Origin of the sequence: Porphyromonas sp. KLE 1280 (assembly GCF_000700805.1) — a bacterium.
GTDB classification, from domain to species: domain Bacteria; phylum Bacteroidota; class Bacteroidia; order Bacteroidales; family Porphyromonadaceae; genus Porphyromonas; species Porphyromonas pasteri.
Window position 1 is genome coordinate 79,935 of record NZ_KL362966.1, and the last position, 24,190, is coordinate 104,124.

21 protein-coding genes and 1 tRNA gene are annotated in these 24,190 nt (G+C 56.4%); 4 read left to right on the plus strand and 18 right to left on the minus strand.

Translation table 11 applies throughout. The annotated features are described in order from the left end of the window. Positions 1–2 precede the first annotated feature (2 nt). Together HMPREF1121_RS07690 and HMPREF1121_RS08825 are read right to left on the minus strand one after the other, a co-directional pair. Positions 3–1,472 carry a hypothetical protein gene (locus tag HMPREF1121_RS07690; RefSeq protein WP_044115683.1) on the minus strand — a complete coding sequence of 490 codons (1,470 nt, stop codon included), beginning with the start codon at positions 1,470–1,472 and terminating at the stop codon, positions 3–5. Positions 1,473–1,520: 48 nt separating this feature from the next. Next, entirely contained in the window at positions 1,521–1,658 is a 138-nt protein-coding gene (locus tag HMPREF1121_RS08825; protein WP_156946066.1) for a hypothetical protein, read from the minus strand. Positions 1,659–2,911: 1,253 nt separating this feature from the next. Here HMPREF1121_RS08825 and HMPREF1121_RS07695 point away from each other — a divergent pair. Further along, positions 2,912–3,838, plus strand: coding sequence for a dimethylarginine dimethylaminohydrolase family protein (locus HMPREF1121_RS07695; protein ID WP_044115684.1), 927 nt, complete (start codon positions 2,912–2,914; stop codon positions 3,836–3,838). 124 nt (positions 3,839–3,962) lie between these two features. Here the strand turns inward: HMPREF1121_RS07695 and HMPREF1121_RS07700 are convergent, their stop codons facing one another. The 6 genes from HMPREF1121_RS07700 to HMPREF1121_RS07725 all read right to left on the minus strand — a co-directional run bounded on the left by HMPREF1121_RS07700 (position 3,963) and on the right by HMPREF1121_RS07725 (position 12,616). Continuing rightward, positions 3,963–5,462, minus strand: coding sequence for an acetyl-CoA hydrolase/transferase family protein (locus HMPREF1121_RS07700; protein ID WP_044115685.1), 1,500 nt, complete (start codon positions 5,460–5,462; stop codon positions 3,963–3,965). A 139-nt stretch (positions 5,463–5,601) separates the two neighbouring features. Continuing rightward, entirely contained in the window at positions 5,602–6,297 is a 696-nt protein-coding gene (gene trmD, locus HMPREF1121_RS07705; RefSeq protein WP_009432815.1) for a tRNA (guanosine(37)-N1)-methyltransferase TrmD, read from the minus strand. Between the two features lie 45 nt (positions 6,298–6,342). Then, entirely contained in the window at positions 6,343–7,395 is a 1,053-nt protein-coding gene (locus tag HMPREF1121_RS07710) for a hypothetical protein (protein ID WP_044115686.1), read from the minus strand. 287 nt (positions 7,396–7,682) lie between these two features. After that, positions 7,683–8,018, minus strand: a complete 336-nt coding sequence (locus tag HMPREF1121_RS07715) for a hypothetical protein (protein ID WP_198019171.1) — start codon at positions 8,016–8,018, stop codon at positions 7,683–7,685. Next, positions 8,015–9,892 (minus strand): heavy metal translocating P-type ATPase, encoded by a 1,878-nt coding sequence (locus HMPREF1121_RS07720; protein ID WP_044115688.1) that lies wholly within the window; start codon positions 9,890–9,892, stop codon positions 8,015–8,017. Before HMPREF1121_RS07720 ends, HMPREF1121_RS07715 begins: the two co-directional genes overlap by 4 nt. A 462-nt stretch (positions 9,893–10,354) precedes the next feature. Continuing rightward, positions 10,355–12,616, minus strand: coding sequence for an outer membrane beta-barrel protein (locus HMPREF1121_RS07725; RefSeq protein WP_044115689.1), 2,262 nt, complete (start codon positions 12,614–12,616; stop codon positions 10,355–10,357). Positions 12,617–13,381: 765 nt separating this feature from the next. Between HMPREF1121_RS07725 and gcvT the strand changes: the two genes are divergently transcribed. Further along, positions 13,382–14,476 carry a glycine cleavage system aminomethyltransferase GcvT gene (gene gcvT / locus HMPREF1121_RS07730; protein WP_044115690.1) on the plus strand — a complete coding sequence of 365 codons (1,095 nt, stop codon included), beginning with the start codon at positions 13,382–13,384 and terminating at the stop codon, positions 14,474–14,476. A 125-nt stretch (positions 14,477–14,601) separates the two neighbouring features. Here the strand turns inward: gcvT and HMPREF1121_RS07735 are convergent, their stop codons facing one another. The 10 genes from HMPREF1121_RS07735 to HMPREF1121_RS07780 form a co-directional block, all read right to left on the minus strand. Next, positions 14,602–14,799 carry a hypothetical protein gene (locus tag HMPREF1121_RS07735; RefSeq protein WP_044115691.1) on the minus strand — a complete coding sequence of 66 codons (198 nt, stop codon included), beginning with the start codon at positions 14,797–14,799 and terminating at the stop codon, positions 14,602–14,604. A 148-nt stretch (positions 14,800–14,947) separates the two neighbouring features. Then, positions 14,948–15,523 (minus strand): superoxide dismutase, encoded by a 576-nt coding sequence (locus tag HMPREF1121_RS07740; RefSeq protein ID WP_009432751.1) that lies wholly within the window; start codon positions 15,521–15,523, stop codon positions 14,948–14,950. A gap of 90 nt (positions 15,524–15,613) precedes the next feature. Further along, complete coding sequence (locus HMPREF1121_RS07745; RefSeq protein WP_044115692.1) at positions 15,614–16,069, minus strand: CYTH domain-containing protein; 456 nt, start codon at positions 16,067–16,069, stop codon at positions 15,614–15,616. A 9-nt stretch (positions 16,070–16,078) separates the two neighbouring features. Further along, on the minus strand, positions 16,079–17,182 hold the full coding sequence (locus tag HMPREF1121_RS07750; RefSeq protein WP_044115693.1) for a DUF2027 domain-containing protein: 1,104 nt from the start codon (positions 17,180–17,182) through the stop codon (positions 16,079–16,081). 33 nt (positions 17,183–17,215) lie between these two features. After that, positions 17,216–18,220, minus strand: coding sequence for a DUF6427 family protein (locus HMPREF1121_RS07755; RefSeq protein WP_044115694.1), 1,005 nt, complete (start codon positions 18,218–18,220; stop codon positions 17,216–17,218). A gap of 122 nt (positions 18,221–18,342) precedes the next feature. Beyond that, entirely contained in the window at positions 18,343–19,632 is a 1,290-nt protein-coding gene (gene purD / locus HMPREF1121_RS07760) for a phosphoribosylamine--glycine ligase (protein ID WP_044115695.1), read from the minus strand. A gap of 42 nt (positions 19,633–19,674) precedes the next feature. Beyond that, the gene (locus HMPREF1121_RS07765; RefSeq protein ID WP_044115764.1) at positions 19,675–21,837 is read right to left on the minus strand and encodes a S9 family peptidase; all 2,163 of its coding nucleotides are present in this window, start codon (positions 21,835–21,837) and stop codon (positions 19,675–19,677) included. A 75-nt stretch (positions 21,838–21,912) separates the two neighbouring features. After that, positions 21,913–22,332, minus strand: a complete 420-nt coding sequence (locus HMPREF1121_RS07770; protein ID WP_044115696.1) for a 6-pyruvoyl trahydropterin synthase family protein — start codon at positions 22,330–22,332, stop codon at positions 21,913–21,915. A 163-nt stretch (positions 22,333–22,495) separates the two neighbouring features. Next, positions 22,496–22,696 carry a PG1828 family lipoprotein gene (locus HMPREF1121_RS07775; protein ID WP_044115697.1) on the minus strand — a complete coding sequence of 67 codons (201 nt, stop codon included), beginning with the start codon at positions 22,694–22,696 and terminating at the stop codon, positions 22,496–22,498. A gap of 244 nt (positions 22,697–22,940) precedes the next feature. After that, positions 22,941–23,014 (minus strand) — tRNA-Ala (locus HMPREF1121_RS07780). Between the two features lie 142 nt (positions 23,015–23,156). On the opposite strand from HMPREF1121_RS07780, the gene HMPREF1121_RS07785 reads away from it, so the two are divergent. After that, positions 23,157–23,465 carry a DUF4286 family protein gene (locus tag HMPREF1121_RS07785; protein ID WP_009432713.1) on the plus strand — a complete coding sequence of 103 codons (309 nt, stop codon included), beginning with the start codon at positions 23,157–23,159 and terminating at the stop codon, positions 23,463–23,465. Between the two features lie 39 nt (positions 23,466–23,504). After that, positions 23,505–24,080 (plus strand): crossover junction endodeoxyribonuclease RuvC, encoded by a 576-nt coding sequence (ruvC, locus tag HMPREF1121_RS07790; RefSeq protein ID WP_009432818.1) that lies wholly within the window; start codon positions 23,505–23,507, stop codon positions 24,078–24,080. Positions 24,081–24,190 lie beyond the last annotated feature (110 nt).

Here is a 24,190-nt window from a genome sequence, read left to right on the forward strand (position 1 = left end):
AGCTAAGCCTGATTGGGAACATACATCTTACCCTTAGAGGTTGTGACATTGCCAGCCAGCACTTCACTAGCCTCAGCAGAAGATACCAAAGGCACGTTACGAAGAGTGGGGCTGTTGTAGTACTTCGGGTCATTAGTTTGACCACCAGCATCGACATCATGGTGCTTCCACGTACCATCCTTATAGAGATAGCCCTTATCGAGGTAACCGAGGGCCTGACGGGGCTGCGTGTAGAATTCGCAGTTCAGCGTGTAAGCCTTACCCGACTCAGGCGAGAAGTGCGCACCACCAATAGGAGCCACACTGTAGTTAGGATAAGTGATCGCCTGACCACCGATCTGTGCATTCTGAGCATAGACATGGATCAAACCCGTAGAAGGGTTAACGAGATAGCCATTATCACCAAGTCCATTGGCAGCAGGAGAAGATACTGCGGCAGCATCACCCTTGATTCCCCAGAAGACCACAGCCTTATCAGAGCGAGCACCGCCCTTAGCGATAGAGAACTGAGGGGTGGAGAAATCCTTAGCAAAGTAAGTAAAGTCCTTACCGCCATGGACGGCCGTGCTGTAATTACTGGTGTACCTGGGAGCCTCCGTCATCAGCTCCGTAGCCGTATTCTTTGAGCCCTTGACCTTGAGGAAGGTCTTCTTCGACTGGTCGTTAGGACCGAAGTAGTTGTTCGACACCGCGGTAATCCCGTCGAAGGTAACATCCTGATCCATGTTGTTACGGAAGGTCACCAGGAGGAGTGAGCCCTGGGGCTTGAGCTTGTCGACCGAAGGAAGAGCAGGAACGAGCTTACCATTCTCCACCTTCAGCTCCGTACCCGTAGAGACATAGAGGACGGGGATATTGATAGGCGTAGAAGCGAGCGAAGAAAGGTTGACTTCCTTCATCACGGGATCAACCGTGAAGCGCTCACTCCCTGCATCGTAGCTGGAGCCACCCGTGTAGATGGTGACCTTGGCAGTCTTGGTCGTACCCATCTCTATCAGGATCTCCTGGGGGACGTTGATATTGCGATCACCAACAAGACCATGACGGTAGCGCCCGATGCTATTGTCATAGCTCATCTTAGTGACTACGTTAGCCATCTTCGTGCCACACTCAAAGTGCATGACGACATCGATCGTCTGATTATTCTCGATGAACTTATCACGGAGCAGCGAGAGGATCTTCTGCTGCTTGCCAGATATGGGGTCGAGATTATCATCCAGCTCTTCCTTCGCCCCCTCCTTTACCGTGACGGGCGTCTGAGGGGAGGTAAAGGCACGACCTTCCTGAGCCTTAGCTTCAGGCTCGTTGAATTCGGCCACAGCGACATCCATGTTGAGATCGATGCTGACAAGAGGACCGCCAGCGACGGATTGCTCCTTCTTCGTATTACCCTGAGGCTCATCCTTGGCACACGAGCCGAGGAGGAAGAGGCTGCAGAGGAGCGAGGTAACAGTGAGTAAATTTAGCTTCATTGATTGCGCGTTAAGTAGATCTAATACTTAGGTTTTGATTAGAGTAGCTTAGAGAGCTTCACCTTCTTCGAAGTCTTCGAAGCCGGCTTCACCAGAGAACTGGATACAGATGTTGAGAGGAGCTGCGGACAGCTGGAAGGCATCAGCCACGGGGGCTTCGTAGGGGAGCTTTTTGTTTACGTTCATACGGTAGTCTTATGAATAATGTGAGAAGGACCCGCCTCGCCTGCACCTTGCTGAGCCGATAAGTAGAGAGCTCGCACGGAGTACAGCGACATCATATAGTATACAAAGTCGAGGAGTAGTCCTAAGGGAAAATTCGCACAAAGGCAATTAAAATCTTTTAACATTTCACACCTATGCGCAATACGTATGCGCAGGATCAGGAAATCCCGTTGCACTACTCCGAGTGCCCTTCCTGTGGAGATCGGAGGGGGCTACCCGCAGGCGATGGGGCGATACCTCTCTATACTGCTATCGGAGTGAGATCACAAGGGCGGGAAAGTAACCCATATTGGTTTGCGTGGCGACCTATATTGGTCACTGTGTCAACCTATATTGAGACTGTTGTGGCAGAGTCCTGCGCTCTATTTATTGTGCTAAGGCATCGCGCATCCAGCTCCCCGATATGCCTCTCCGAAGTGATACGCTTTTCCCTTCGCCTTATCGCGCGTATTCCTCTTATTCAGCGGAGGGAAAAGTGTCCTTCTCGTGAAGAAAAAAGCGCCTTCCCGCAGTGGCTTTTCCGCATCTACGTACGTAGTCTTAAAGACCAGGTACGTAAATCCAAATATCCACGTACGTAGATGTTAGAGCCACGTGCGTAGTCCAAACTTATCTGCCACTCGTCCACAACTTTTATCCATACGCGGAGCAATAGTCTCATATTGGTTCGTGCTGCGACCTATATTGGTCCACGCGTCGACCTATATAGCTTCGCCCAGCGGCCAATACAGGTCGTAATACCGCCCCCAAAGCATCCTACTATCTGCCTCACGGAGAGCGCAATGCAAAGGAGGACAAAAAGTGAGGAAATGGTGGGGATAGTGGACTACACTTCGAGAGAGGCTAAGCCCCGAGACAGCGCAAGGCAGGAGTCCCTATTTATAGCGGTGCACAGGCGAAGCATTATAAGGCCGTGCTGAAACAACTACTGGTCCGCATCCAAACCACTATTGGTATCAGGGGCAAACCACTATTCGTTTGCAATCGGACGAATAGTGGTCTGCTTGCGAATGGCTATTGCTTTCGACTTCCCTCTCTACGACTTCGCTCCACCGCCCCCACGAATACCAACTGAAAAGCCGTGCCGAGTACCCACGCCTTACCCCACCGATGCGGTCACCTGACGGAGCAAGGGAATCCAGCGTAGAATCGTTATATTTGTAACAACGAGGGGAAGCTGACGCCCAGCCTCCCCGACTATCAAACAAATACCTATGGAACGGATCATCCCCCATGTCACCAACGAGACGGCTCGCCTCCGAGCTGTCGTCCTCGGGCTCCCCGACAGTCTGGGCCCCATCCCCACCCTCCAAGAGACCTATGATGCCAAGAGCTATGAAGCCGTAAGCCGAGGGATCTTCCCCAGCGAAGCCGATGTACGGCACGAGATGCAGTGCGTCCTCGACGTCCTCGATCGCTACGGTGTCCGCACGCTGCGCCCCGCCCCACTCATCGACTACAACCAGGTCTTCGCCCGTGACGTAGCCTTCACCATCGACGACACCCTCTTCATCTCCAATCTCATACCCGACCGCGAGCGGGAGACCGAAGCCTTTGCCAGCTCGATCTTCCCCCTCATCGACCCCGCACATATCGAGTCCCTCCCCGAGGCCGTCCACACTGAGGGTGGCGACGTACTCCTCTATGACGATATCCTCTTCGTCGGGGCGTACTTCGGCGATGACTACTCCAGCTTCAAGACCGCCCGCACGAACAGCTACGCTATCGACTTCTTCCGCGAGCGCTTCCCCCACAAGCGTGTCGTACCCATCGAGCTACGCAAGCACGACCGCGAGCCTGCTAAGTCCGTCCTCCACCTCGACTGCGCCTTCCAGCCCGTGAGCCGTGGCCGCGCACTCATCTATCGTGAGGGCTTCCTCCATGAGCGCGATGTCGCCCTCGTCGAGGAGATCTTCGGCCGTGACAACCTCTTCGGCGTCACCCCCGAAGAAGCTTACTATATGAGTACGAACGTCGTCTCCCTCTCGCCCAATGCCCTCATCAGCGACCGTCACTTCACCCGACTCAATGCCCACCTGCGTGAGGCGTGGGGTATGACCGTCGAAGAGGTGCCCTATCAGGAGATCTCGAAGATGGGTGGCCTCCTGCGCTGCTCGACGATGCCGCTCATCCGCGACTAAGCATCCGTAGCACCGCTCGCTACCCCACCCTACATACAGACAAAACGACCGCCGCCCCGGCACTCCTCCGTCAAGAGGAGCACCGAGGCGGCGGCGCTTTTAGCTTAGAGCTATGCGGGTGGGCTTAGTTCTTCTTGTACTTAGACCAGTCGACGTTGCGCATATCACCCGAGGCTGCGATCTCCTGATGGAAGGCAAAGCAAGCATCGAGGCACTGAGGCGTCTGACCCTTCACACCGAGGTTGAGGTAGTCACGCAGCAGCTGCTTGTAGTCGGGGTGTACGCACTTCTCGATGATCTCCTCAGCACGCTGGCGGGGGCTCTTGCCACGGAGGTCAGCGATACCGTACTCGGTGATGATGATCTTCACAGAGTGCTCGCTGTGATCGAGGTGCGAGACCATAGGTACGAAGGCCGAGATCTTGCCGTCCTTAGCGGTAGAAGGCGTGGTGAAGATCGAGAGATAGCCATTGCGAGCGAAGTCGCCTGAGCCACCGAGACCATTCATCATACGCGTACCGTTGACGTGCGTCGAGTTGATGTTACCGAAGATATCAGCTTCGAGAGCCGTATTGATGGTGATGACACCGAGACGGCGGACGATCTCAGGATTGTTAGAGTATTCCTGAGGACGCAGCAGGAGCTTGTCCTTGAAGAAGTCGAGGTTGCCGTAGATCTCCTGGATGATGGGGCGCGTCACAGAGAGTGAGCAGCCACTGGCGAACTTCACGCGACCCTTTTTCATCAGCTCGATGACAGCGTCCTGAATAACTTCGGTGTAGACCTCGAAGGCAGGGATCTGCTTGTTGTCACCGAGAGCGCCGAGGACAGCGTTAGCCACGTTACCTACACCACTCTGCAGGGGGAGGAATTCCTTAGGCAGACGGCCAGCCTCCATCTCAGAGACGAGGAACTTAGCCACGTTGTCACCGATAGCCTTCGTGACATCATCGAGGGGAGCGAAGGCGCCCTCGTCGTTGGGCTCGCTCGTACGGACGACACCGACGATCTTAGCAGGGTCGACCTTCACGAAGGGCTGACCGACGCGATCGCTGGGACTATATACGGGCATATCACGGCGATGAGGAGGATCGAGAGGCTCAGCGATGTCATGGATACCGCGGATTTCCTTGGGGTGCTTATCGTTCAGCTCGACGATGATCTTGTCCGCCAGGCGGCAGATCGTGGGGAGGATACCGACACCAGAGGTAGGTACGATCTCACCGTCTTCGGTGACGTCAGCAGCTTCGACGATAGCGACGTCGATCTTGCCGAGGAAGCCATAGCGGAGCTCCTGAGCGAGCATCGAGAGGTGCATATCGAAGTAGGGGTGTTCACCGGCGTTGATGCCGTTGCGCATATCCTTGTTCGACTGGTAGGGCGTGCGGAACTTAACTGCACCTGCGCGAGCCAGTGCGCCGTCGAGACGGTCGCCCGTGCTGGCACCAGTGAACATACCTACCTTGAATGGGCGGCCTGCAGCATGCTCTTCTTCGGCGCGCTTAGCGATAGCTCCAGGTACGACCTTGGGGCAACCTGCGGGGGTAAAGCCGCTGAAACCAATGTTGTCGCCGTCCTTTACGAGTGCGGCTGCTTCGTCAGCTGTGATAAACTTCAAAGCCATGATTCTTCGATTATAGTGTGTTATTTAGTGACTTATCCAAAGCGAAGCGACGGGCACACGAGAGGGTGCGGCCGCGGGCTTCCTACCCAAGGTCCCTCCGTAGTGACCCATCCTAAGGGCAAATTTAGGAATTAATTCGCTATTTCTCGTGACCCAAGTGCTTCTTGTAGAGGTCGGGTCTCAGGCGCTTTGTACGCTCGAGGGCGCACTCCATCTTCCACGCTTCGATACGGGCGGCGTGCCCACTGAGGAGGACGTCGGGCACCTTCCACCCCTTGTAGTCGGCGGGGCGGGTGTAGATAGGTGGCGCGAGGAGGTCGTCCTGGAAGGTGTCAGAGAGCGCACTCTCTGCGTCGCCGATGACGCCAGGCAGTAGGCGCACCACGGCATCTACCATGATAGCAGCTGGTAGCTCACCGCCCGTGAGGACGTAGTCCCCGACAGAGATCTCACGTGTGATGAGGTGCTCACGGATGCGCTGGTCGATCCCCTTGTAGTGGCCGCAGAGGATGATGAGGTTCTCCTGCAGGCTCATCTGGTTCGCAATGCCCTGATCGAAGGTCTCCCCATCGGGCGAAGTATAGATCACCTCATCGTAGTGGCGCTGGCTCTTGAGGTCGGCGATAGCGCGGTCGATCGGCTCGATCTGCAGGATCATTCCTGCCTCCCCCCCGAAGGGATAGTCATCGACACGGCGCCACTTATTCGTAGCGTAGTCACGGATATTATGGACATGAAGCTCGAGGAAGCCCTGCTGCTGGGCACGGCCGACGATGGAGTGCTGGAGCGGGCTCTCGAGGAGCTCGGGCACGACGGTGAGGATATCTATTCGCACGTAGGGATATACTTATTTGATCGGGTTAGACGGAGGGAAGGGGGATTAGTTCTTAGGCGCGGGATCAGCGAAGTACGTATAGCTGATATTCGCCGTGTAGGTGGTCTTCGTTTTAGCGACACCCTTCTCGACGGTGACCTCCATCTTCGTGGGGAAGCCCTCGGTGTTGGTCTGGGTGTACTTCACCTCGTAGTAGTAGCGGTCGATGAGCTTGAGCAGGGGGAGCTTGTGCTCTTTGTCGGCATCATACTCAGCCTGCGTACGGGGGCCATGGGTCTCGCGAAGCTCGCGGACGATGTCGCCCGTATCGCCATAGGTGTAGATCGAGACGGTAGCGCCATTGGGCTTCTTGAGGTCCTGCTTAGCTACGCCCACTGAGGTGTCGAAGGTGTGGATCTCTTCGAAGAGCTTACGCCCGTAGTAGTCCACACGCATACGCGCCTGCTCGTGGTAGAGCGCGCCCGTACCGCCGACAGCCTTGGGGTCGGTGACGAGGGTGAAGGTGCGGGACTCGATGATGGGGTCCATGTAGGTGTAGTTCGTGCGCAGGACAGTCTCCTTGGGATTAGCCCCTCCAGCAGAATAGTCATAGACGGTGCGGATGACACGGCTCAGGCGCGAGCCCTCGAGCTCATGCGTCACGTCAGCGACGAGACGACCTTGGGAGTCATATTCCTTGTAGTTGCTGACGTAGCTGACCTGCGGGGAGAAGGGGCGATAAGTGTACTTCGTCTCGGTACGCTCCTTCGTGCCGGTGGCGGTGAGCTTCTCGACGACCTCACTGACGCGGTAGCCCTGCTCGTCGTAGGTATTCGTCGTCGTCTCGATGGGCTGCAGACTGCCCCCCGAAGCGGGGATGCCATAGACGACCTTCGTCAGAAGGCCACCCCTACGGCGGTAGACCTCTTCGGTCCGCTCCTCTTCGGTGCCTGCTGCAGAGAGACGGGTGATGACGCGCTTCTCTACCTTACCCGTGAGGGTGGAGAGGGGCTTGATTGATGGCACGTCGGGGGTGTTCTTTCCCTTACCAAGGCAGCTGGGCAGCATCAGAAGGGCTGCTGCCGACAGGGCGGTAAGGCGGCTGATGATTCTATTCATATCGGTCACATCATTGGGATAGGGATGCGGTGCTCTCGGGGAAAGGCTACACCCCTACATATTATACAATAGGTACTACAAAGCTAAGACAAAATGCACATATCGTCCTGTCACGCCCTCTGTGCGCAAAGCCCCCGAGCAACGGCTACTCTATGCAGGAAAAAGCGCCGCCTCACGATATGCGGGGAGACTTCGCGATAGCGAGCGAGGGGATAGCGAGCAGGCTTCGCTATCCCCTCGGCTCTATTTAGATGGAGTGTAAGGGCGGTATTTATACGGCTAATAGACTACTGAGCGGGGGTATTCATCCCTTCGCTTGCCCCCGTAGTGAGGCGCTTCAGGTCATCATACCGTGCACGCGTATCCTGCGCCTTGACGCTCTTCTTCCCCCCAGCTGTAGGAGATAGTAAGCTCCAGGCGTGGGCTGTGCCAATTACGCTCAAAGGCGAGAGGGGGGGGGGCACATCTAGGTTGTAGCCCCCGCGCGCTATATTCGTATTGAAGGGGTCGCGGGCGGAGAGCGTAGCGCGTAGGTTGCCCATACGCTTGCTCACCGAAGCATGAATCCACCACTGGCGCTGGATGCGATAGAGCTCATAGAGCACTCCACTATAATAGGTCACACCGAGGTCGATCGTCCAATATGAGGGAGCACATTGCTGACACGCATGCTCCTTAACGCATTGAGTATGGCAAGCATGGTAACACCTACATCAGCAAACACGGCTGCCCACATATTGACAACGCCCAACGCTCCCAACAGCAACATCAGGAGTTTGATGCCGATGGCGAATACGATATTCTGTTTCACTATGCTTAACGTCTTGCGCGCTATCATCATCCCTTCGACGATATTCATGGGATTATCATTCATCAATACGATGTCGGCCGCTTCAATAGCGGCGTCACTGCCGACAGCCCCCATGGCAATGCCTATGTCAGCAAGTTTGATGACCGGAGCATCATTGATGCCGTCGCCGACAAAAGCGATGGGAGACCGAGCATGTTCTTTGCGCAGTGCTTCGACAAATCTCACCTTGTCTATCGGCAGCAGTTCGGCATGGAACTCATCTATGTTCACTTTTCCGGCAATATCTTTAGCCACATCACTGCGGTCGCCCGTAAGCATGATTGTTTTTCCAACCCCGGAGGCTTTCAGCCTTGCGATGGTCTCGGCGGATTGCGGCTTTAGGTTATCGGAAACGACGATATGTCCCATATAAACGCTGTCTACGGCGACATGGACGATGGTGCCTATCTTTTCACATGACTGGGGGGGCACACCGGCACGCGACATAAGCTTTTCGTTTCCGGCATAAACCTTACGATTGTCGATGATTGCCATGACACCTTCGCCTGCAATGTTCTCATAACCGGTCACTCTTGTTTTGTCCAATGGCAGATGGTAGGCATCCCGTATCGATGCCGACAAGGGATGGTCAGAAAAACTTTCCGCCAATGCAGCCAATTCTATAAGCTCATGCTCCGACATCATTTGGGAATATACGGCAGTGACCGAGAAATTGCCTTCTGTCAGAGTCCCGGTCTTGTCGAACACGACTGTTTTTATATACGCCATCATTTCCAGATAGTTGGAGCTTTTTACGAGAATGCCCTTTCTTGATGCTCCACCTATTCCGCCAAAGAACGTCAGCGGGACAGACACGACCAGTGCGCAGGGGCAGGAAATCACCAGGAAAATCAGAGAGCGGTTTAACCAGACAAGCCATTCGCCGCCCACAATCAGCGGAGGAACCAAGGCGAGCAATGCAGCCACAGCTACGACAGCAGGGGTATAATAGCGTGCGAAACGGGTTATGAACTTTTCACTCTTCGCCTTGCCTGTATCCGCGTTTTCTACCAAATCGAGGATTTTCGCAACGGTCGATTCTCCAAATGTCGCCGACGTACGGATATGCAGAACACCTGTGAGATTCAGGCTTCCGCTGATAACGGTATCACCTTCGGAAACCTCACGCGGAAGGCTTTCACCTGTCAACGCCGCCGTGTCGAGAGTCGTACTTCCGGAGATTACCTTTCCGTCCAATGGTATTTTCTCTCCCGGTTTCACTACGATGATACTACCGACCGGGACATCCGATGGAGACACCCGTGTTAGACTTCCCTCTTTCTCAATATTAGCATAATCCGGACGGATATCCATCAATGCCGCAATCGAAGCCCGGCTTCGTTCCACCGCTATATCGGAGAAAAGTTCCCCAATCTGATAGAACATCATCACTGCCACTGCTTCGGGGTATTCTCCGATGACAAATGCTCCGACGGTCGCAATAGTCATAAGGAAACTCTCACCCAAAAACTGCCCTTTGCACAAATTACGCAAGGCGGCATAAACGATGTCCGCACCGATTATGACATAGGCGATGGCACATAATCCGATGCGAATCTCTTCCGGAATAGCCAGAATATATGTCGCCATTAGCAAAACGATGCTCGCAATGATGCGTATCACTTTGATTTTTTGTTCTTTTTCCATAACTAATCATTTAATCCGCTGCAAAAGTACGGAATAAAAACTGCTACCAAGTTGCAAAGTCAGTCGTGTCGCTTGTTTCGGCAATCAGGGCAAAGACCTTTCAATAAATAATCGGCACTATGCGACTCAATTCCTCTCGGACAATGCACCATCGGAATATAGGTATGGTCGAGACAGTATGTTTTATGGCAACTCTAACAGTAGAAATGACAATGTATTTTCCACTATGAAGCGCAACACTTTGGTTGCAAATTCAGGTAGAAAACCTCGTGTGGCGTGTGGCAACCTAACTTCTTTCCCGGGCGGTTATTGAGGCTCCACTCAATCTCCTTAATATCCTGCGCCGCCTCACGATATGCGGGGGACTTCGCGATAGCGAGCGAGGGGATAGCGAGCAGGCTTCGCTATCCCCTCGGCTCTATTTAGATGGGAGTGTAAGGGCGTATTTATACGGCTAATAGACTACTGAGCGGGGGTATTCATCCCTTCGCTTGCCCCCGTAGTGAGGCGCTTCAGGTCATCATACCGCACACGCGTATCCTGCGCCTTGACGCTCTTCTTCCCCCAGCTGTAGGAGATGGTAAGCTCCAGGCGTGGGCTGTGCCAATTACGCTCGAAGGCCAGGCCGTTGACCTCCGGATTATAGCTCCCGCGCGCGATATTCGTATTGAAGGGGTCGCGGGCGGAGAGCGTAGCACGTAGGTTGCCCATACGCTTGCTCACCGAAGCATCGATCCACCACTGGCGCTGGATGCGATAGAGCTCATAGAGCACTCCACTATAATAGGTCACACCGAGGTCGACCGTCCAATCCGAGGGGAGGCTGAAGCTATGGCGGTGCTGGACGAACTGGGTATTGAGCGCAGCGCTGTAGTCCGTCATCTCGATATGCCCCGCATCCCACTGGCGCTGGGCTGCGAGGATGGTGAGCGCCAGCCAGCTGAACTTCTTCTGACTAACCAGCGGGAGGGGTAGGACCAGCAGTGCACGTAGCGTACGGCTATAGTCGAGGTTGTACCGACGCAGGGTGATTCCACCCCCATACATCGGGGGTATAGCTTCTACGATGGGATCCTCGGTATCGGTGTAGCTGAGCTCCAGCTGAGCCGCACGCATATAGGTATAGTTCAGGCTGAGCCCCCTGCGATATGCTGTCCGCAGCTCGGAATTCCCCTTGCGCAGGAAGGCTGCCGAGGCTACGCTGGTATATCCGAGGAGGTCACGGTAGCTCGGGCGGGTATAGCTGGAGGAGTGGGTCAGGGAGAGCTCATGGTCGCGAGCGGGTGCGTAGCGGAGGGAGGCGGAGGTGAGAAGCTCAGTGCCTGAGCGGAAGAAGTCGCCCAAGCCACTGCCCAAGCTCCCCTTGCGGTCTTCGCCTGCGATGCGTAGCCCCACAAAGCCAGAGACCTTCGACAGACGGAAGCCCAACTTCGTATAGCCCTCGATATTCCATTCTCTTAGCATCAGCTCGTCCGCTCTACTGGTGAGGCGAGAGTCCACTGCTACACGGCTGACCTCGGCACCAGCGTAGAGTGTGAAGATGCTCGAGAGGCGATGCGCAAAGTCCAGGGCAATACGCGCGAAGCGGTTGTCATCCTTGGTCGCTACATCCATAGCCCCCTGATCTCGGCGCAGGTCGGAGCTCCCACGCGAGCCCTCGGCGGTCGTCTCGCGGAAGGTATGGAAGAGCGTGGCGTAGAGGTTCGACCACTTTATGCGATTGCTCATCCCCTGCGAGAAGCGGAGACGCTCGTCGGCATAGTTCCCGAGGAATTGCACCCCGAGGGAATGCCCCTTGCCCAGCGTGAGGTCCGTACCCAGACCGACCTGATGGGAGACTCTGGGATCGACACGCAGGTCATCGACGACTCCCGAGGAGAGGGTCGTGGTCTCACGATAGCGCTTATTCCCCAGCGTGTAGGAGACGTAGGAGCGGCTGCGCCCATAGTTGAGATTGACCCGAGTGGAGAGCTGCTCGGAGAAGAGCTGATGGTAAGTACCGACAAGGCTGGTGAAGCCCTTGATACCCTCGTCGGCTCGCGTCTTACGCTTGATATTCAGGATCGGCGTCGTCACACCACTGTACTCGACACCCGGCTCACGGATGAGCTCGACCTGAGCGATTTCGCTCACAGACATCCCCTGCAGGAGGGCGATGACTTCGTCTTGTGACATACGCTGCGGGCGACCATCGATGTAGACAGCCAGCGTGGAGAGGCCGTAGAGCTTGAGCTTATTGGCACCTTCGAGCTGCAGGCCTGGGATGAGTGTCAGCCCATCCAGCACACTACCGCCACGGGCTTTGGCGAAGGCGGCTTCACCGAAGATGAGCGTTGAGCCTTCGTAGCGCACAAGGGGAGTCTTCCCCGCTACGACGACCGCCTCCAGCTCGCGGGTCAGCTCTACGGGAAGCGTACCCAGCTGGAGCCGCCCCGCAGGTAGCTCCAGCGAAGGGCGAAGGATGATGGTCTGCTGGACGAAGGTGGCAGCAAGGCGATACTTGCCCGTCGGGGCCTTGAGGAGGAAGTACCCCTTCTCATCGGTGAGCGCACTGAAGGGCGTGTCCACTCCGTCGGCAGTACGCAGTACGACGAAGGCATTCACGAGGGGCGTCTTGTCCGTCTTGCTGACAACCGTCCCCTCCAGCCACGCCTCATCGGGGCTTTGGGCTCTGAGGACTCCTCCGAAGGCAAGGACGAGGAGGAGAAGTAGGATGTGTCTCATAGGCTTATCTTCTCTTTGCTTAATTCTCTTTCCCACGTGGAGTGTGGGCTGCGTGTGGGTTTAGTTGATAGAGAGGACGGGGCCTCCCGCGTGAAGTACTGAAGTACTTATGCTATGTAAAGGAAAGGATAATCTACCATATATAATAAGGCCCTCGCAAGAGTCTGTACGACAGCCTTCTACAAGGTCGGTTTTTCGACCAGTACTGGTCGGTGAAGTGACCAGTACTACTTCACGTCGTGACCAGTACTGGTCGCATTTGCCCCCTGCGGCACACAGCGAAGAGATAGCCCCTAAGAAGACGCCTTTACTTCGGAACAATCCCCTTACTACAACGACTAATCCCCCAAGCCGAGAGGGCTCAGTCTCCCCTCACGGAGGAGGGAGAAATGCCCCACCGCACCTCTTCGAGAGCAACCTATATTGGTCGGCGGGCTGACCTATATAGGTTCGCATCGCGACCAATATAGGTACATACCATCGACCTATATAGGTCAGCCCGCCGACCAATATAGGTTCGCACCACCCCCTCACGGAGGAAGGGCAAACGACCTTATACGACACGGCAATTTGCTCTCAGCAAGAGACACAAAGAGACCACACGAAGAGGGCTCGACAGACAGCGCTTCGACCCCCACCGAAGTGGGCTGAAACGCCCTCCTTTTCTATAATATTTTAGGATGTCAAGCTGTATAGGTTAGTTCCGTAGAACTCCTTACCTTTGATGTGCAAGTACAGCTCACAAACTACATTAAAGCAACCAACATGAAGACAACTCCATTCACCGAGATCCACAAGGCCTTAGGTGCCAAGATGCATGAGTTCGCAGGCTATGATATGCCCATCGAGTATCCTACGGGGATCATCGAGGAGCACATGACCGTCATCAAGGGTGTCGGCGTATTCGACGTCTCACACATGGGGGAATTCTGGGTCAAGGGACCCAATGCACTCCGGTTCATCCAAGATATCACCACCAACGACGCCTCTAAGCTCAAGGTCGGTGACATCCAGTACACCTGCTTCCCCAACGAACAGGGGGGTATCGTCGACGACCTCCTCGTCTACCACTACGAAGATGAGAAGTACCTCCTCGTCGTCAATGCCGCTAATATCGAGAAGGACTGGGCTTGGTGTCAGTCGCACAATGCCGCTGGCGCTATCCTCGAGAACAGCTGCGACAACGTCGGTCAGCTCGCCATCCAGGGTCCTCTGGCACAGCAGGTCCTGCAGCGCCTGACGGATGTAGACCTCTCTACCATCCCCTACTACACCTTCAAAGTCGGCACCTTCGCTGGCTGTCCTGAGGTCATCCTCTCCAACACGGGCTACACCGGTGCTGGTGGCTTCGAGATCTACTTCTACCCCCAGTACGGTGAGAAGATCTGGAACGCTATCTTCGAAGCAGGTAAGCCCGAAGGCATCCGCCCCATCGGCCTCGGCGCTCGCGACACGCTCCGTCTCGAAGTCGGCTTCTGCCTCTACGGCAACGATATCTGCGACACCACCTCTCCCCTCGAAGCTGGTCTCGGCTGGATCACGAAGCTCATCCCCGAGAAGAACTTCCCCAGCAAGGCATTCTTCGAGCAGCAGAAGGCCGAGGGCATCAAGCGCAAGCTCGTCGCCTTCAAGCTCTCTGACAAGGGCGTACCCCGCTCACACTATGAGATCGCTGACGCAGACGGCAACATCATCGGCGAAGTAACCTCCGGCACGATGTCCCCCACCCTCAAGACGGGTATCGGTATGGGCTATGTGAAGAAGGAATTCTCCGCTATCGGCACGCCTATCTACATCGTAGTACGTGGCCGTAAGCTCGCTGCCGAAGTCGTCAAGCCCCCTATGCGCCTCGTCGACTAAGCTCGTCCTTCACTTAGCCTGCACGGGATGCGGGCTACACGAAAAAGCCCCAGACGGCTCTCCCACCTCTCTCGGAGGTGCGATGAGCCGTCTGGGGCTTGTCTTTTGTCAGTCGGGGCTATCCCTTAGTGCTTGGGCTTCTCGCTCCGCCCATCGGCATTCTTCTGCACGAAGTAGAGGACGCCGAGGAGATTGATGACGCCGAGGCCTGCTGCCATACCGACGATCATACGCTGTGCCTCATTAAGGAAGAAGAGCGAGACGACCGCTGCGATGATGACGAGGATGATGAGCCCGATGATAATCTTCTTGATCAGCTGCATAGTGTGTCTATTAATTGTTGCACGGGCAAAGCTACGACAATTCTCCCGCACTGCCGCCCTCTCCCCGCGATAAAAAGGCTTCGCCCCCCGCTCACCCAAAGAGGCGAGCGGAGGGCGAAGTATTGAGAATTAAAAGAAGCGTCTACGATTAGTAGCGGCTGGCTACGACATCCCAGTCGACGATAGCCCAGAGATCCTTGACGTGATCAGCACGACGGTTCTGGTAGCTCAGGTAGTAAGCGTGCTCCCATACGTCGACACCGAAGAGAGGACGGAGGCCCTGGACGACAGGGTTGCTACCGTTAGGCTCCTTCGTGATGACGAGTTCGCCGTCAGCCTTAGCAGCGAGCCAAGCCCAGCCCGAGCCGAAGAGCGTGGTGCAAGCCGTGAGGAATTCCTGCTGGAAAGCCTCGAAGCTACCCCACTTAGCTACGATAGCGTCGAGGAGCTTACCCGTAGGCTGGCCACCCTTGTTGGGGCCGAACTGCGTGAAGTAGAGGTTGTGATTCAGGAGCTGACCTGCGTTGTTGAAGATAGGGCCTTCGCTCTTGCGAACGAGTTCTTCAAGAGGGAGCTCAGCATATTCCGTGCCTTCGATGAGGCCGTTCAGCGTATTGACATAGCCAGCGAGGTGCTTACCGTGGTGGAAAGAGAGAGTCTCAGCGCTGATAGCAGGCTCGAGGGCATTGGGAGCATAAGGGAGTTGGATGAGTTCGTACTTCATCTGTGTAATTGTTTATTGGGTGTGATTAAATCGGACAAATGAGGGAGGGCATTCGCCCTGTCCTATACTGAACTAACCCAATTAAGTCCATTATTGTTTGCTTCGGGCCAGCGCACTATTGTAGTAGCGGGGGTCGCCCGTCACCTCTTTGCCCACCCAGGGCGGTAGGTCGAAGGTCTCGTCTTCGCTCTTCAGCTCCAGCTCCGCCAGGCAGAATCCCTCGAGATGACCCGCAAAGAGGTCGACCTCCCACGTATGCCCGTGGTAGGGGACGAGGTAGCGCGTCTTCTTCAGACGGTGCCCTCCGCACAGCTCGAGAAGTGCCTCGGCATCCGCCAGAGGTATCTCATATTCGTACTCATCACGCACCAGCCCCTTGGTATCGGAGGGCGTCTTCAGCGTGAGGAAGCCCTGATCACCACGGCGACGCACGCGCACCGTGGGGCGTGTCGAGTGGAGGTAGCCCTGATCAATATGCAGCGCATCGGTAGCCTCGGCGAGGAAAGCCAGCGAGGTCACGAGGAATTTACGTTCGATCTCTTTCATAGCCGCCTCTTAGCCGATAGTCACTTGCGTAGCGCCGTAGCCGTACTCCTGGAAGGACGCATCCTGGAAGCGGCACGTAGGATACTTGCGTCGTAGCTCACGCTCGATAGAGGCTCTGAGGACGCCATCCCCCTTCCCATGGATGAAGACGATCTTACGCCCACGCTCCCGTATATGCTCCTGCATCGTACGGTGGAAGTAGTCACGCTGATAGTCATGGATATCTGCGCTCGACATACCTGCCGTCGTCTCGAGGATCTCTGAAGCATGGAGGTCGACGACGAGAGGCTCACCACGGCGAGGAGAAGAGGGCGCAGCCTTTGAAGCAGGCTGCTTGTCCTCCTTCTTCGTCTGCAGGGCAGAGGCCAAAGCAGATGCGTCCACCTCGGGCTGCGCCTGCTCAGCGCCACGCTCTACGATAGGGAGCATCAGCGCATCGTCGGTGAAGTAGTCGTTGGGGCGGAAGGAATGGAGCTTGAAGAACTTCGTCACATCGAGCTTGAGGCGCACCGAAAGTGGATTCTGTAGCTTCGTGATCCCCCCGTCGTGGAAGGGAAGTATCTGGATGGCGAGCTGCTCGAGGTCATTGAGATCAGCTGGGGCGAACTCCTCTAAGAAGGCATCGCTGTGAGGCTCGATCGTACCCGTAGAGCGCACCTTATAGCCCGTACCCACGGCACTCAGATAGACGTAGTAGAGGGTGAAGCCGCTGTAGTTGACAAGGTAGGCTTCGTAGTTCGTCAGCCCGAGCTTAGCCCGATCCTGTGGGAGGAAAGCCAGCTGTACAGTCAGCTCATCCTCACCAGCACGCAGAGGACGAGCAGGGCGAGGAGCAGGAGCTACGGGGCGACGCACTTCGCTGGGGGCAGGAGCAGCGGGCTCCGTGCGCCCCTGACGGAGCTTCTCCTGAATGATCTTCGGAGGGCGAATCTCAGGGATGAAGGTGTCGCCCGCTTCGACGACGACGCAGTCCTTGAGCGGTGTGGGGATCTCGAAGCCGTCGGCATCTTCGACCCAAGCTGTATCAGCGGTGATGCGAGCTACACGCCCGCCCCCGACCGTATTGAGGAAGCGCACTTGGCTCCCTACCTGTACATTGTTAGGGTTATGCATAGAGGAGAGGAATAGCAGAAATGACAGAGCGCCTTAGCCTACTCGGCGAAAGAGCTCAAAGAACCCCAGCGCATAGAGATACTGGCTGAGGAGCAGGACGAGAAGGATAGAGCGCAGGACGAGTGCCATACGCTGCGGGAGCAGCCCCATCCCTCGCGCGATGAGGAAGGCGATGGGTAGCAGGGTGAGCTGGAGGAGTGCAGCCGATTCGCCAGCCACGAAGGGCACAGCGAGAAGGAGGACGAGCGGATAGAGCTGCATCGTCGAGAAGAGGTCACGGTGACGTACACTCTCCCGATAGTAGCGGCGACGATAGAGCAGGTAGCCGACGAAGAAAGTGACGAGCACCACGGCGTACGAGGCGAGAGGCACAGCCTCAAAGCTCTTCAGCTCCTGAGGCATCGGGAGCGGGAAGGCTCTCAGCGCAAAAGCCCCATAGGCCTGTAGTGCCCCATTCCCCATCAAGAGAAGGACGGGCACGAAGAGCCACAGCGGGAGGATCACCCCGATGAGGAGCGCAATGATGGGTCGCCAAGCGATGGAGCGCAGATGGTATTGGCCCCAGATGATGACGGGGACCAGCAGGAGGTAGACGGGAGAGACCAGCGAGAGGACACCCACAAGAAGCCCGATGAAGAGGCTGACGCGTGGCTGGTGCGTATCCTGATACGTGCCGAAGCTCAAGAGCAGGATGAGGAGCTGGAAGATAAGTGCCCCTGCCGAAAGGATACCTATAGAGGGCGTCGTCGTGAAGATCGCCAACATGAAGAGCACCAGCAGTGGCCGCTCCACACGCTCGATGAGCAGGAAGTATTCCCCGATATAGATAGCAAAGGCAGAGAAGCCAGCCAGTACCAAGAGCCCAGAGAGACGATAGGTCCACGACGTCGCTACGGGGAGTAGCGGCGCGAGGACACCCGCCCCTTCGCTCACCTCACCCGTAGCAGGTGGGAGGAGGTACACAAGGAGGAAGGTGAGGAGCCATAGAGTGAACTCCAGCCAATTGGTACGCTGTCGCGAAGAGGTGAAGCGAGACATATCGAGGGGATAGCTGGTGGGAGGGCGGGGAAGCCCTCACGAGGAGAGGGAAAAGAAATGCCTACGAGAAGGGGCTACCCGTTAGTAGTCACCCTTCTCATAGGCATCTTCATCTGTGGGAGCTACGAAAGCTTCAGGAGGTCTTGACCGATATCACGACGAAGCGTCTTACCGGTGTACTGCACGCGATCAGCGAGTTTGTAGCAGCGCTCCAACGCTTCGGCAAGGGTTGAGCCAAGACAGCTGGCAGTGAGGACACGCCCACCCGAGGTAACGAGATGACCCGAATCATCGCACGAGGTACCGGCATGGAAGAGCAGCGAGTCGAAGGTCGGTGCGTGGGGATAACTGATGGGGATCCCCTTAGCATAGCTCTCGGGATAGCCCTCGGAGACGAGGACGACGGTAGCAGCATACTGAGAGGACTCCTCGAGATGGTAGTCGCCGAGATGGCCACGAGCCATACGCTCCAGGAGCTCGACAAAGTCGGAGTCAATACGCAGCATCACCGACTCGGTCTCGGGATCGCCCATACGGCAGTTGTACTCGATGACGTAGGGGTCACCACCTACGTTCATCAGCCCAGCGAAGATGAAGCCACGATAGTCGATCCCTTCGGCACGCAGGCCTTCGATAGTGGGGCGGATGACACGCTCCTCGACACGCTGCATGAAGGCTTCGTCAGCGAAGACCACGGGAGAGACTGAGCCCATACCACCGGTATTCAAGCCCGTATCTCCCTCGCCAATACGCTTGTAGTCCTTAGCAACAGGGAGCACGCGCCAGTCACTACCGTCCGTAGCGATGAAGACCGAGCACTCGATACCATGGAGGTACTCCTCGATGACGACACGCGTGCTGGCAGATCCAAAGCGCCCCGAGAGGAGCCCACGCAGCTCGTGCTCGGCTTCCTCGAGGCTCTCGCTGATGATGACGCCCTTACCAGCCGCCAGACCGTCAGCCTTCAATACGTAGGGAGGCTGGAGGGTCTTGAGGTAATCGATGGCCTCACTAAGAGTAGACTTATCAAAGGTACGGTAAGCCGCTGTGGGGATACCGTAGCGCTGCATGAACGCCTTGCTAAAGTCCTTACTTCCCTCGAGCTGAGCTCCCTTGGCATCGGGCCCCACAATAAGGAGGTCCGTCAGACCTGCTTCGCCATGCAGATAATCGACGATCCCCTCGACCAAGGGGACCTCGGGCCCTACGACGAGGAGCTCAATATGCTCCCGACGGATGAGGGCCGCGATGGCAGCGAAGTCCGTCACCCCGATACGCGGCATACACGTACCGTAGAGTGACATCCCCGGGTTGCCCGGCGCAATGAAGAGCTGCGAGAGACGGGGACTGCGAGCGATGCGCCATGCCAGGGCATGCTCACGCCCCCCCGAGCCCAATAGAAGAATGTTCATACAACTGATAAGATAATAAGTAGGATGATGGCGAGTGGGCGACTACAGGTGGTCCATGAAGTAGCGCGCCATCGTATAATTGAGGTGGACACGATCGACCCCGAGGACGTTATGCTTATGTTCGGGGTAAATCATGTAGTCTGGATACGTCCCAGCCTTGACACAGGCATCAACGAAGAGCTGCGTGTGCTGCCAGACGACCGTGGGGTCAATGGTACCATGGATGAGGAGCAGGCGGCCCTTGAGGTTGCCCGCACGCAGGGAGAGGTTCGTCTCCTTGTAGCCCTCGGGGTTGTCCTGTGGGCTATCCATATAGCGCTCCCCGTACATGATCTCGTAGCGAGCCCAGTCGGTGACAGCACCACCAGCAGAGCCTACCTTGAAGACATCGGGGTAGGTCAGCATGAGGTTCGTCGTCATGAAGCCACCATAGCTCCAGCCAGCGACCCCGATGCGGTCGGCATCGACGTAGGGCAGGCTCTTGAGGAAGTCTACGCCCTTCATCTGGTCGGCCATCTCATTCTTCCCGAGGTGGCGGTGGATGACCTGCTCAAAGGCTGCCCCGCGGTGGGCTGAGCCTCGGCCATCAACGGTGAAGATGACGAAGCCCTTGGTAGCCATATAGAGATCCCAGCCGAGGCAACCTGCGTGGAAGCGGTTCTGCACGAGCTGAGCGTGAGGGCCATTGTAGACGTAGACGATCGTGGGATACTTCTTCGCAGGATCAAAGTTCGTAGGCTTGAGGAGGCGGTAGTGGAGGTCTGTCACGCCGTCAGCAGCCTTGATCGTACCGAAGGTGATCTCAGGATTGATGAAGCCAGCTTCGGGATCCTTCGACTGGTAGAGGGTAGCGATAGGCTTGCCCGTAGCCACAGAGAGGAGGCGGTTCTCCGTAGGGTTCTTCAGCGACTCATACGTGTCGAGGAGGTACTTCCCATCCGAAGAGAGCTGCCCGACGTGCCAGCCTGCCTGTGGGGTGAGGATGCGCATCTTGCGACCGTCGATGCTGACCGAGGCGATGACACGGTCAATGGGGCTCAGCTGCGTGGAGCTGTAGACGATGGTCTTACCGCCGTCAGCGAAGCCGAGGAAGTCAGTGATCTCCCACTCGCCACGGGTGATCTGCCCGAGGAGCTTCCCATCGACATTGTAGCGATAGAGGTGCGTGTAGCCGTCACGGCGCGTCTGCCAGACGAACTCCTTATCACGCCCAGGGATGAAGCGCATGGGCCACTGGGGCTCGATGTACTTATCGTTGTGCTCCGAGAAGAGGGTCTTGATGTAGTCACCCGTAGCAGGGTCGTAGGCCTTGAGGTCCATGTGATTCTGCTCACGGTTGACCTCTGCGATATAGACCGTCTTACTGTCGGGAGCCCAAGAGATATTCGTCAGGTACTTCTCCTTAGGCTCACCCGTCTTGATGTAAGTGGTCTTCCCCGAAGCCACGTCATAGATCCCGAGGGTCACGTGGTGGCTGGGCATACCAGCCATGGGGTAATAGAGCTTCTCCTCGGTAGCCTTGCGGGTATTGATATGAACGAGGGGATAAGGAGTCACCATGCTCTGGTCCATGCGATAGAAGGCCAGGCGGCTCCCGTCGGGGCTCCAGAAGAGCCCGCCATTGATCCCGAACTCATTCTGATGCACGCTCTGCCCGTAGACGAGGGTGGGCGTGCCATCGGTCGTCAGCTGCTTCGACGAGCCATCGGGGAGGAGGAGGAAGAGGTTGTTGTCTCGTACAGCCACAGCGTGCTTAGCACGAGGAGCCAGAGCGAAGGCCTGCTCAGCACGGCCAGCGCGCTCGAAGGCTGCGAGCTGCTTCTTCGTCTGTGGATCGATGAGGTAATGCTTCTTACCGAAGGGGATGAGGAGCCCCTCATCTACGACGGAGAAGGGCGTGAAGTACTTAGCCCCCGCGCCCTTTGTCGCCTCGCCGATGATCGCGAGGAACTCATCCTGACTCAGCAGGGTCTTCTCTGGGTGAGCGGCTGTCGGCGTGCCGATCACGAGGCGCGTGCTATCGATGTACACGTAGTCGCTACCGAGCCAGCGAAGGGAGCGGAGCGAGGTACGACGGAGCGCCTTGGGCGAGCCAAGCGTATATTCTTCGAGGGTGGGGCTACGGTGCTGCTCCTGCGCGGGAAGCTCAGTCACCGCGAGGGTGGTGGTCGCCATAGCAAGTAAAGCTAACGTACGGATGTTCATCATTGCTTAGTTATAGTGTGAGTAGTAGTCGATCCTATCTACAAAGATAGTCAATGTCCCGGCTTCTCCGGGGCACTAAAGCTGATAGGAAGCGGAGCACTTACGGGTCTCCTCGACGCGGCATGCCACGAGTGTAATCCCCGTCCCTTCGAGCTGCTGAGGACCGACGACGGAGACCAGGTGCATGGCGATCTGCTCAGCCGTAGGATTGAAGGGGACGACGCACAGATCCTCAGGTACGAGACGGCGCAGCTCGGCGAGCAGTGGGTCTTCACTCCAGAGCACCATCTTGTGATCCCAGTTCTCCTCAAGCCACTCGCATAGACGCTCCTTGATCTCGGAGAAGTCAATGACACGCCCTACCCCATCGAGCTCGGGAGCCGTACAGACGAAGTGGATACGATAGTTGTGCCCGTGCAGATGACGGCACTTGCTCTCGTGCCCGACGACACGGTGACCCATACTGATATCGTGGTAGCGCTCTACTGTGATCATATCTATCCTAATTAGCTATACAAAGATACGGCATCTTGCCCATAGCCTAAAGGGAGAAGAGCACCCAGAGGCAGGGCACCTCAACCCCTATAATGGCGCACGGGCACGACATCTCCGAGGGAGACATCGTGCCCGTGGCTAATCAGTAGGTCGGACCTATTGCTTACTTAGCGATAGAGTCAACAACAGCCTTAGCTGCAGAGTCTACAGTAGCAGCAGCGCTGTCAACCGTAGAAACTACGCTTTCAACCATCGTAGCGCTGTCCATAGCCGTAGAGTCCTGAGCGTTCTGCTCGTTGTTACCTGCACATGAAGCAAAAGCAGCTGCTACAGCTACAAATGCGAATGCGAAAAACTTCTTCATCTTTCTTTCTTACGTTAATTAGTTATTGATTTCGAATTCGTAATGAATAACACTGCAAATATACGGCAACAATCCGTTTCGGCAATAAGCCAAGACGTCTGAGCTACCGTGATCGCAGGGGATTTCTTCCGTTACCCACCCGCTGACAAGCGTCGTTGAGGGCCTTTTTCTCATTAGGCAACCTCCTGTGCGCCTTCGCAGTATTATACAGACAAGGGGGCTGTGAAGCACCCTCAGAGCTGCGTGGAGTATAGCGGACTCGAACCGCTCACCTCGACACTGCCAGTGTCGCGCTCTAGCCAGATGAGCTAATACCCCATATATATAAGTGTGACGAGATCCGCTTGATCTTCATTGTCGGTGCAAAGGTAGTAAATATTTTATTTCAAAGTATCTTTGCCCCAATAAGAGAGCGAAAAAAATCTCGCACTCACCACCCTCTTTCCCCACGACCATTCCGATGATCCTATACAATACGACCTTCGTCCTTGCCCCTCAGACTCAGCAGGCTTTCCTCGCATTCATGCGTGAGGTTTACCTCCCTGCACTCCATGCTGATAGCCTCGTACAGCACCCCCGCCTGCACCGCATCGTCCCACACGAAGAGCATCCCGAGGCACTCTCCTATGCCCTGCACTTCTACGCCGAGGGCGAGGTGCACCTGCAGGATATCCTCTCAAACACGGGGCTCCGCCTAGCCGATCTCCTCACCAAGCAGTTCGGCGAAGCGGTCTTAGGCTTCAGCACGATCATGCATGTGGTCGACTAATCATCTGCCACCGAACTATACCGTATATAAGGAGTAGCTATGTCAGAGCGCATCATCATGGGCATCGACCCCGGGACCATCGTCATGGGCTACGGCCTCATCGAGGTCCGTGGGCAGGAGGCACGTCTCTTGGCTCTCGGGGTCATCAGCCTCAGCAAGTACGAGGACCATTACCTCCGCCTCAAGCGCATCTTCGAGCGGGTGCAGGGCCTCATCGATGAATTCCACCCTGACGAGCTGGCTATCGAAGCTCCCTTCTTCGGGAAGAACGTCCAGAGTATGCTCAAGCTCGGCCGCGCCCAAGGTGTGGCAATGGCAGCAGCTCTCACGCGCGACATCCCCATCACCGAATACGTCCCTATGCGCATCAAGCAGGCCATCACAGGGAACGGCGCCGCCTCCAAGGAGCAAGTCGCGGGCATGGTACAGCGCTATCTGAAGATCCCGCAGGATCAGATGCCCCGCGAACTTGACGCCACCGACGGCCTCGCCGCCGCCCTCTGCCACCACTTCCTCACCTCCTCTCCCCTACGCTCCGCCTCTGCAGGCGCCACGAAGAACTGGGCAGACTTCGTCAAGCAGAATCCCTCCCGCATCAAGGGGCTGAAGAAATAGCCCCGCATCCCCAATCCTCTCCCCCGAGAACACCACCAGCTCTGCGCCCAGCCTACCAGCGCAAAGCGCCACGCACAATCCCCCCACATACATACGCTTCACACCGCCCC

Bases quoted from the DNA above. Each gene is read 5' to 3' on its own strand.
- HMPREF1121_RS07725 (WP_044115689.1), bottom strand. From the start codon at position 12,616: ATGAGACACATCCTACTTCTCCTCCTCGTCCTTGCCTTCGGAGGAGTC.
- gcvT (WP_044115690.1), top strand. From the start codon at position 13,382: ATGAAGACAACTCCATTCACCGAGATCCACAAGGCCTTAGGTGCCAAG.
- HMPREF1121_RS07785 (WP_009432713.1), top strand. From the start codon at position 23,157: ATGATCCTATACAATACGACCTTCGTCCTTGCCCCTCAGACTCAGCAG.
- HMPREF1121_RS07770 (WP_044115696.1), bottom strand. From the start codon at position 22,332: ATGATCACAGTAGAGCGCTACCACGATATCAGTATGGGTCACCGTGTC.
- HMPREF1121_RS07755 (WP_044115694.1), bottom strand. From the start codon at position 18,220: ATGTCTCGCTTCACCTCTTCGCGACAGCGTACCAATTGGCTGGAGTTC.
- HMPREF1121_RS07735 (WP_044115691.1), bottom strand. From the start codon at position 14,799: ATGCAGCTGATCAAGAAGATTATCATCGGGCTCATCATCCTCGTCATC.
- HMPREF1121_RS07720 (WP_044115688.1), bottom strand. From the start codon at position 9,892: ATGGAAAAAGAACAAAAAATCAAAGTGATACGCATCATTGCGAGCATC.
- HMPREF1121_RS07740 (WP_009432751.1), bottom strand. From the start codon at position 15,523: ATGAAGTACGAACTCATCCAACTCCCTTATGCTCCCAATGCCCTCGAG.
- ruvC (WP_009432818.1), top strand. From the start codon at position 23,505: ATGTCAGAGCGCATCATCATGGGCATCGACCCCGGGACCATCGTCATG.
- HMPREF1121_RS07765 (WP_044115764.1), bottom strand. From the start codon at position 21,837: ATGAACATCCGTACGTTAGCTTTACTTGCTATGGCGACCACCACCCTC.
- HMPREF1121_RS07700 (WP_044115685.1), bottom strand. From the start codon at position 5,462: ATGGCTTTGAAGTTTATCACAGCTGACGAAGCAGCCGCACTCGTAAAG.
- HMPREF1121_RS07750 (WP_044115693.1), bottom strand. From the start codon at position 17,182: ATGCATAACCCTAACAATGTACAGGTAGGGAGCCAAGTGCGCTTCCTC.
- HMPREF1121_RS07695 (WP_044115684.1), top strand. From the start codon at position 2,912: ATGGAACGGATCATCCCCCATGTCACCAACGAGACGGCTCGCCTCCGA.
- HMPREF1121_RS07775 (WP_044115697.1), bottom strand. From the start codon at position 22,696: ATGAAGAAGTTTTTCGCATTCGCATTTGTAGCTGTAGCAGCTGCTTTT.
- HMPREF1121_RS08825 (WP_156946066.1), bottom strand. From the start codon at position 1,658: ATGAACGTAAACAAAAAGCTCCCCTACGAAGCCCCCGTGGCTGATGCC.
- HMPREF1121_RS07710 (WP_044115686.1), bottom strand. From the start codon at position 7,395: ATGAATAGAATCATCAGCCGCCTTACCGCCCTGTCGGCAGCAGCCCTT.
- HMPREF1121_RS07745 (WP_044115692.1), bottom strand. From the start codon at position 16,069: ATGAAAGAGATCGAACGTAAATTCCTCGTGACCTCGCTGGCTTTCCTC.
- HMPREF1121_RS07690 (WP_044115683.1), bottom strand. From the start codon at position 1,472: ATGAAGCTAAATTTACTCACTGTTACCTCGCTCCTCTGCAGCCTCTTC.
- purD (WP_044115695.1), bottom strand. From the start codon at position 19,632: ATGAACATTCTTCTATTGGGCTCGGGGGGGCGTGAGCATGCCCTGGCA.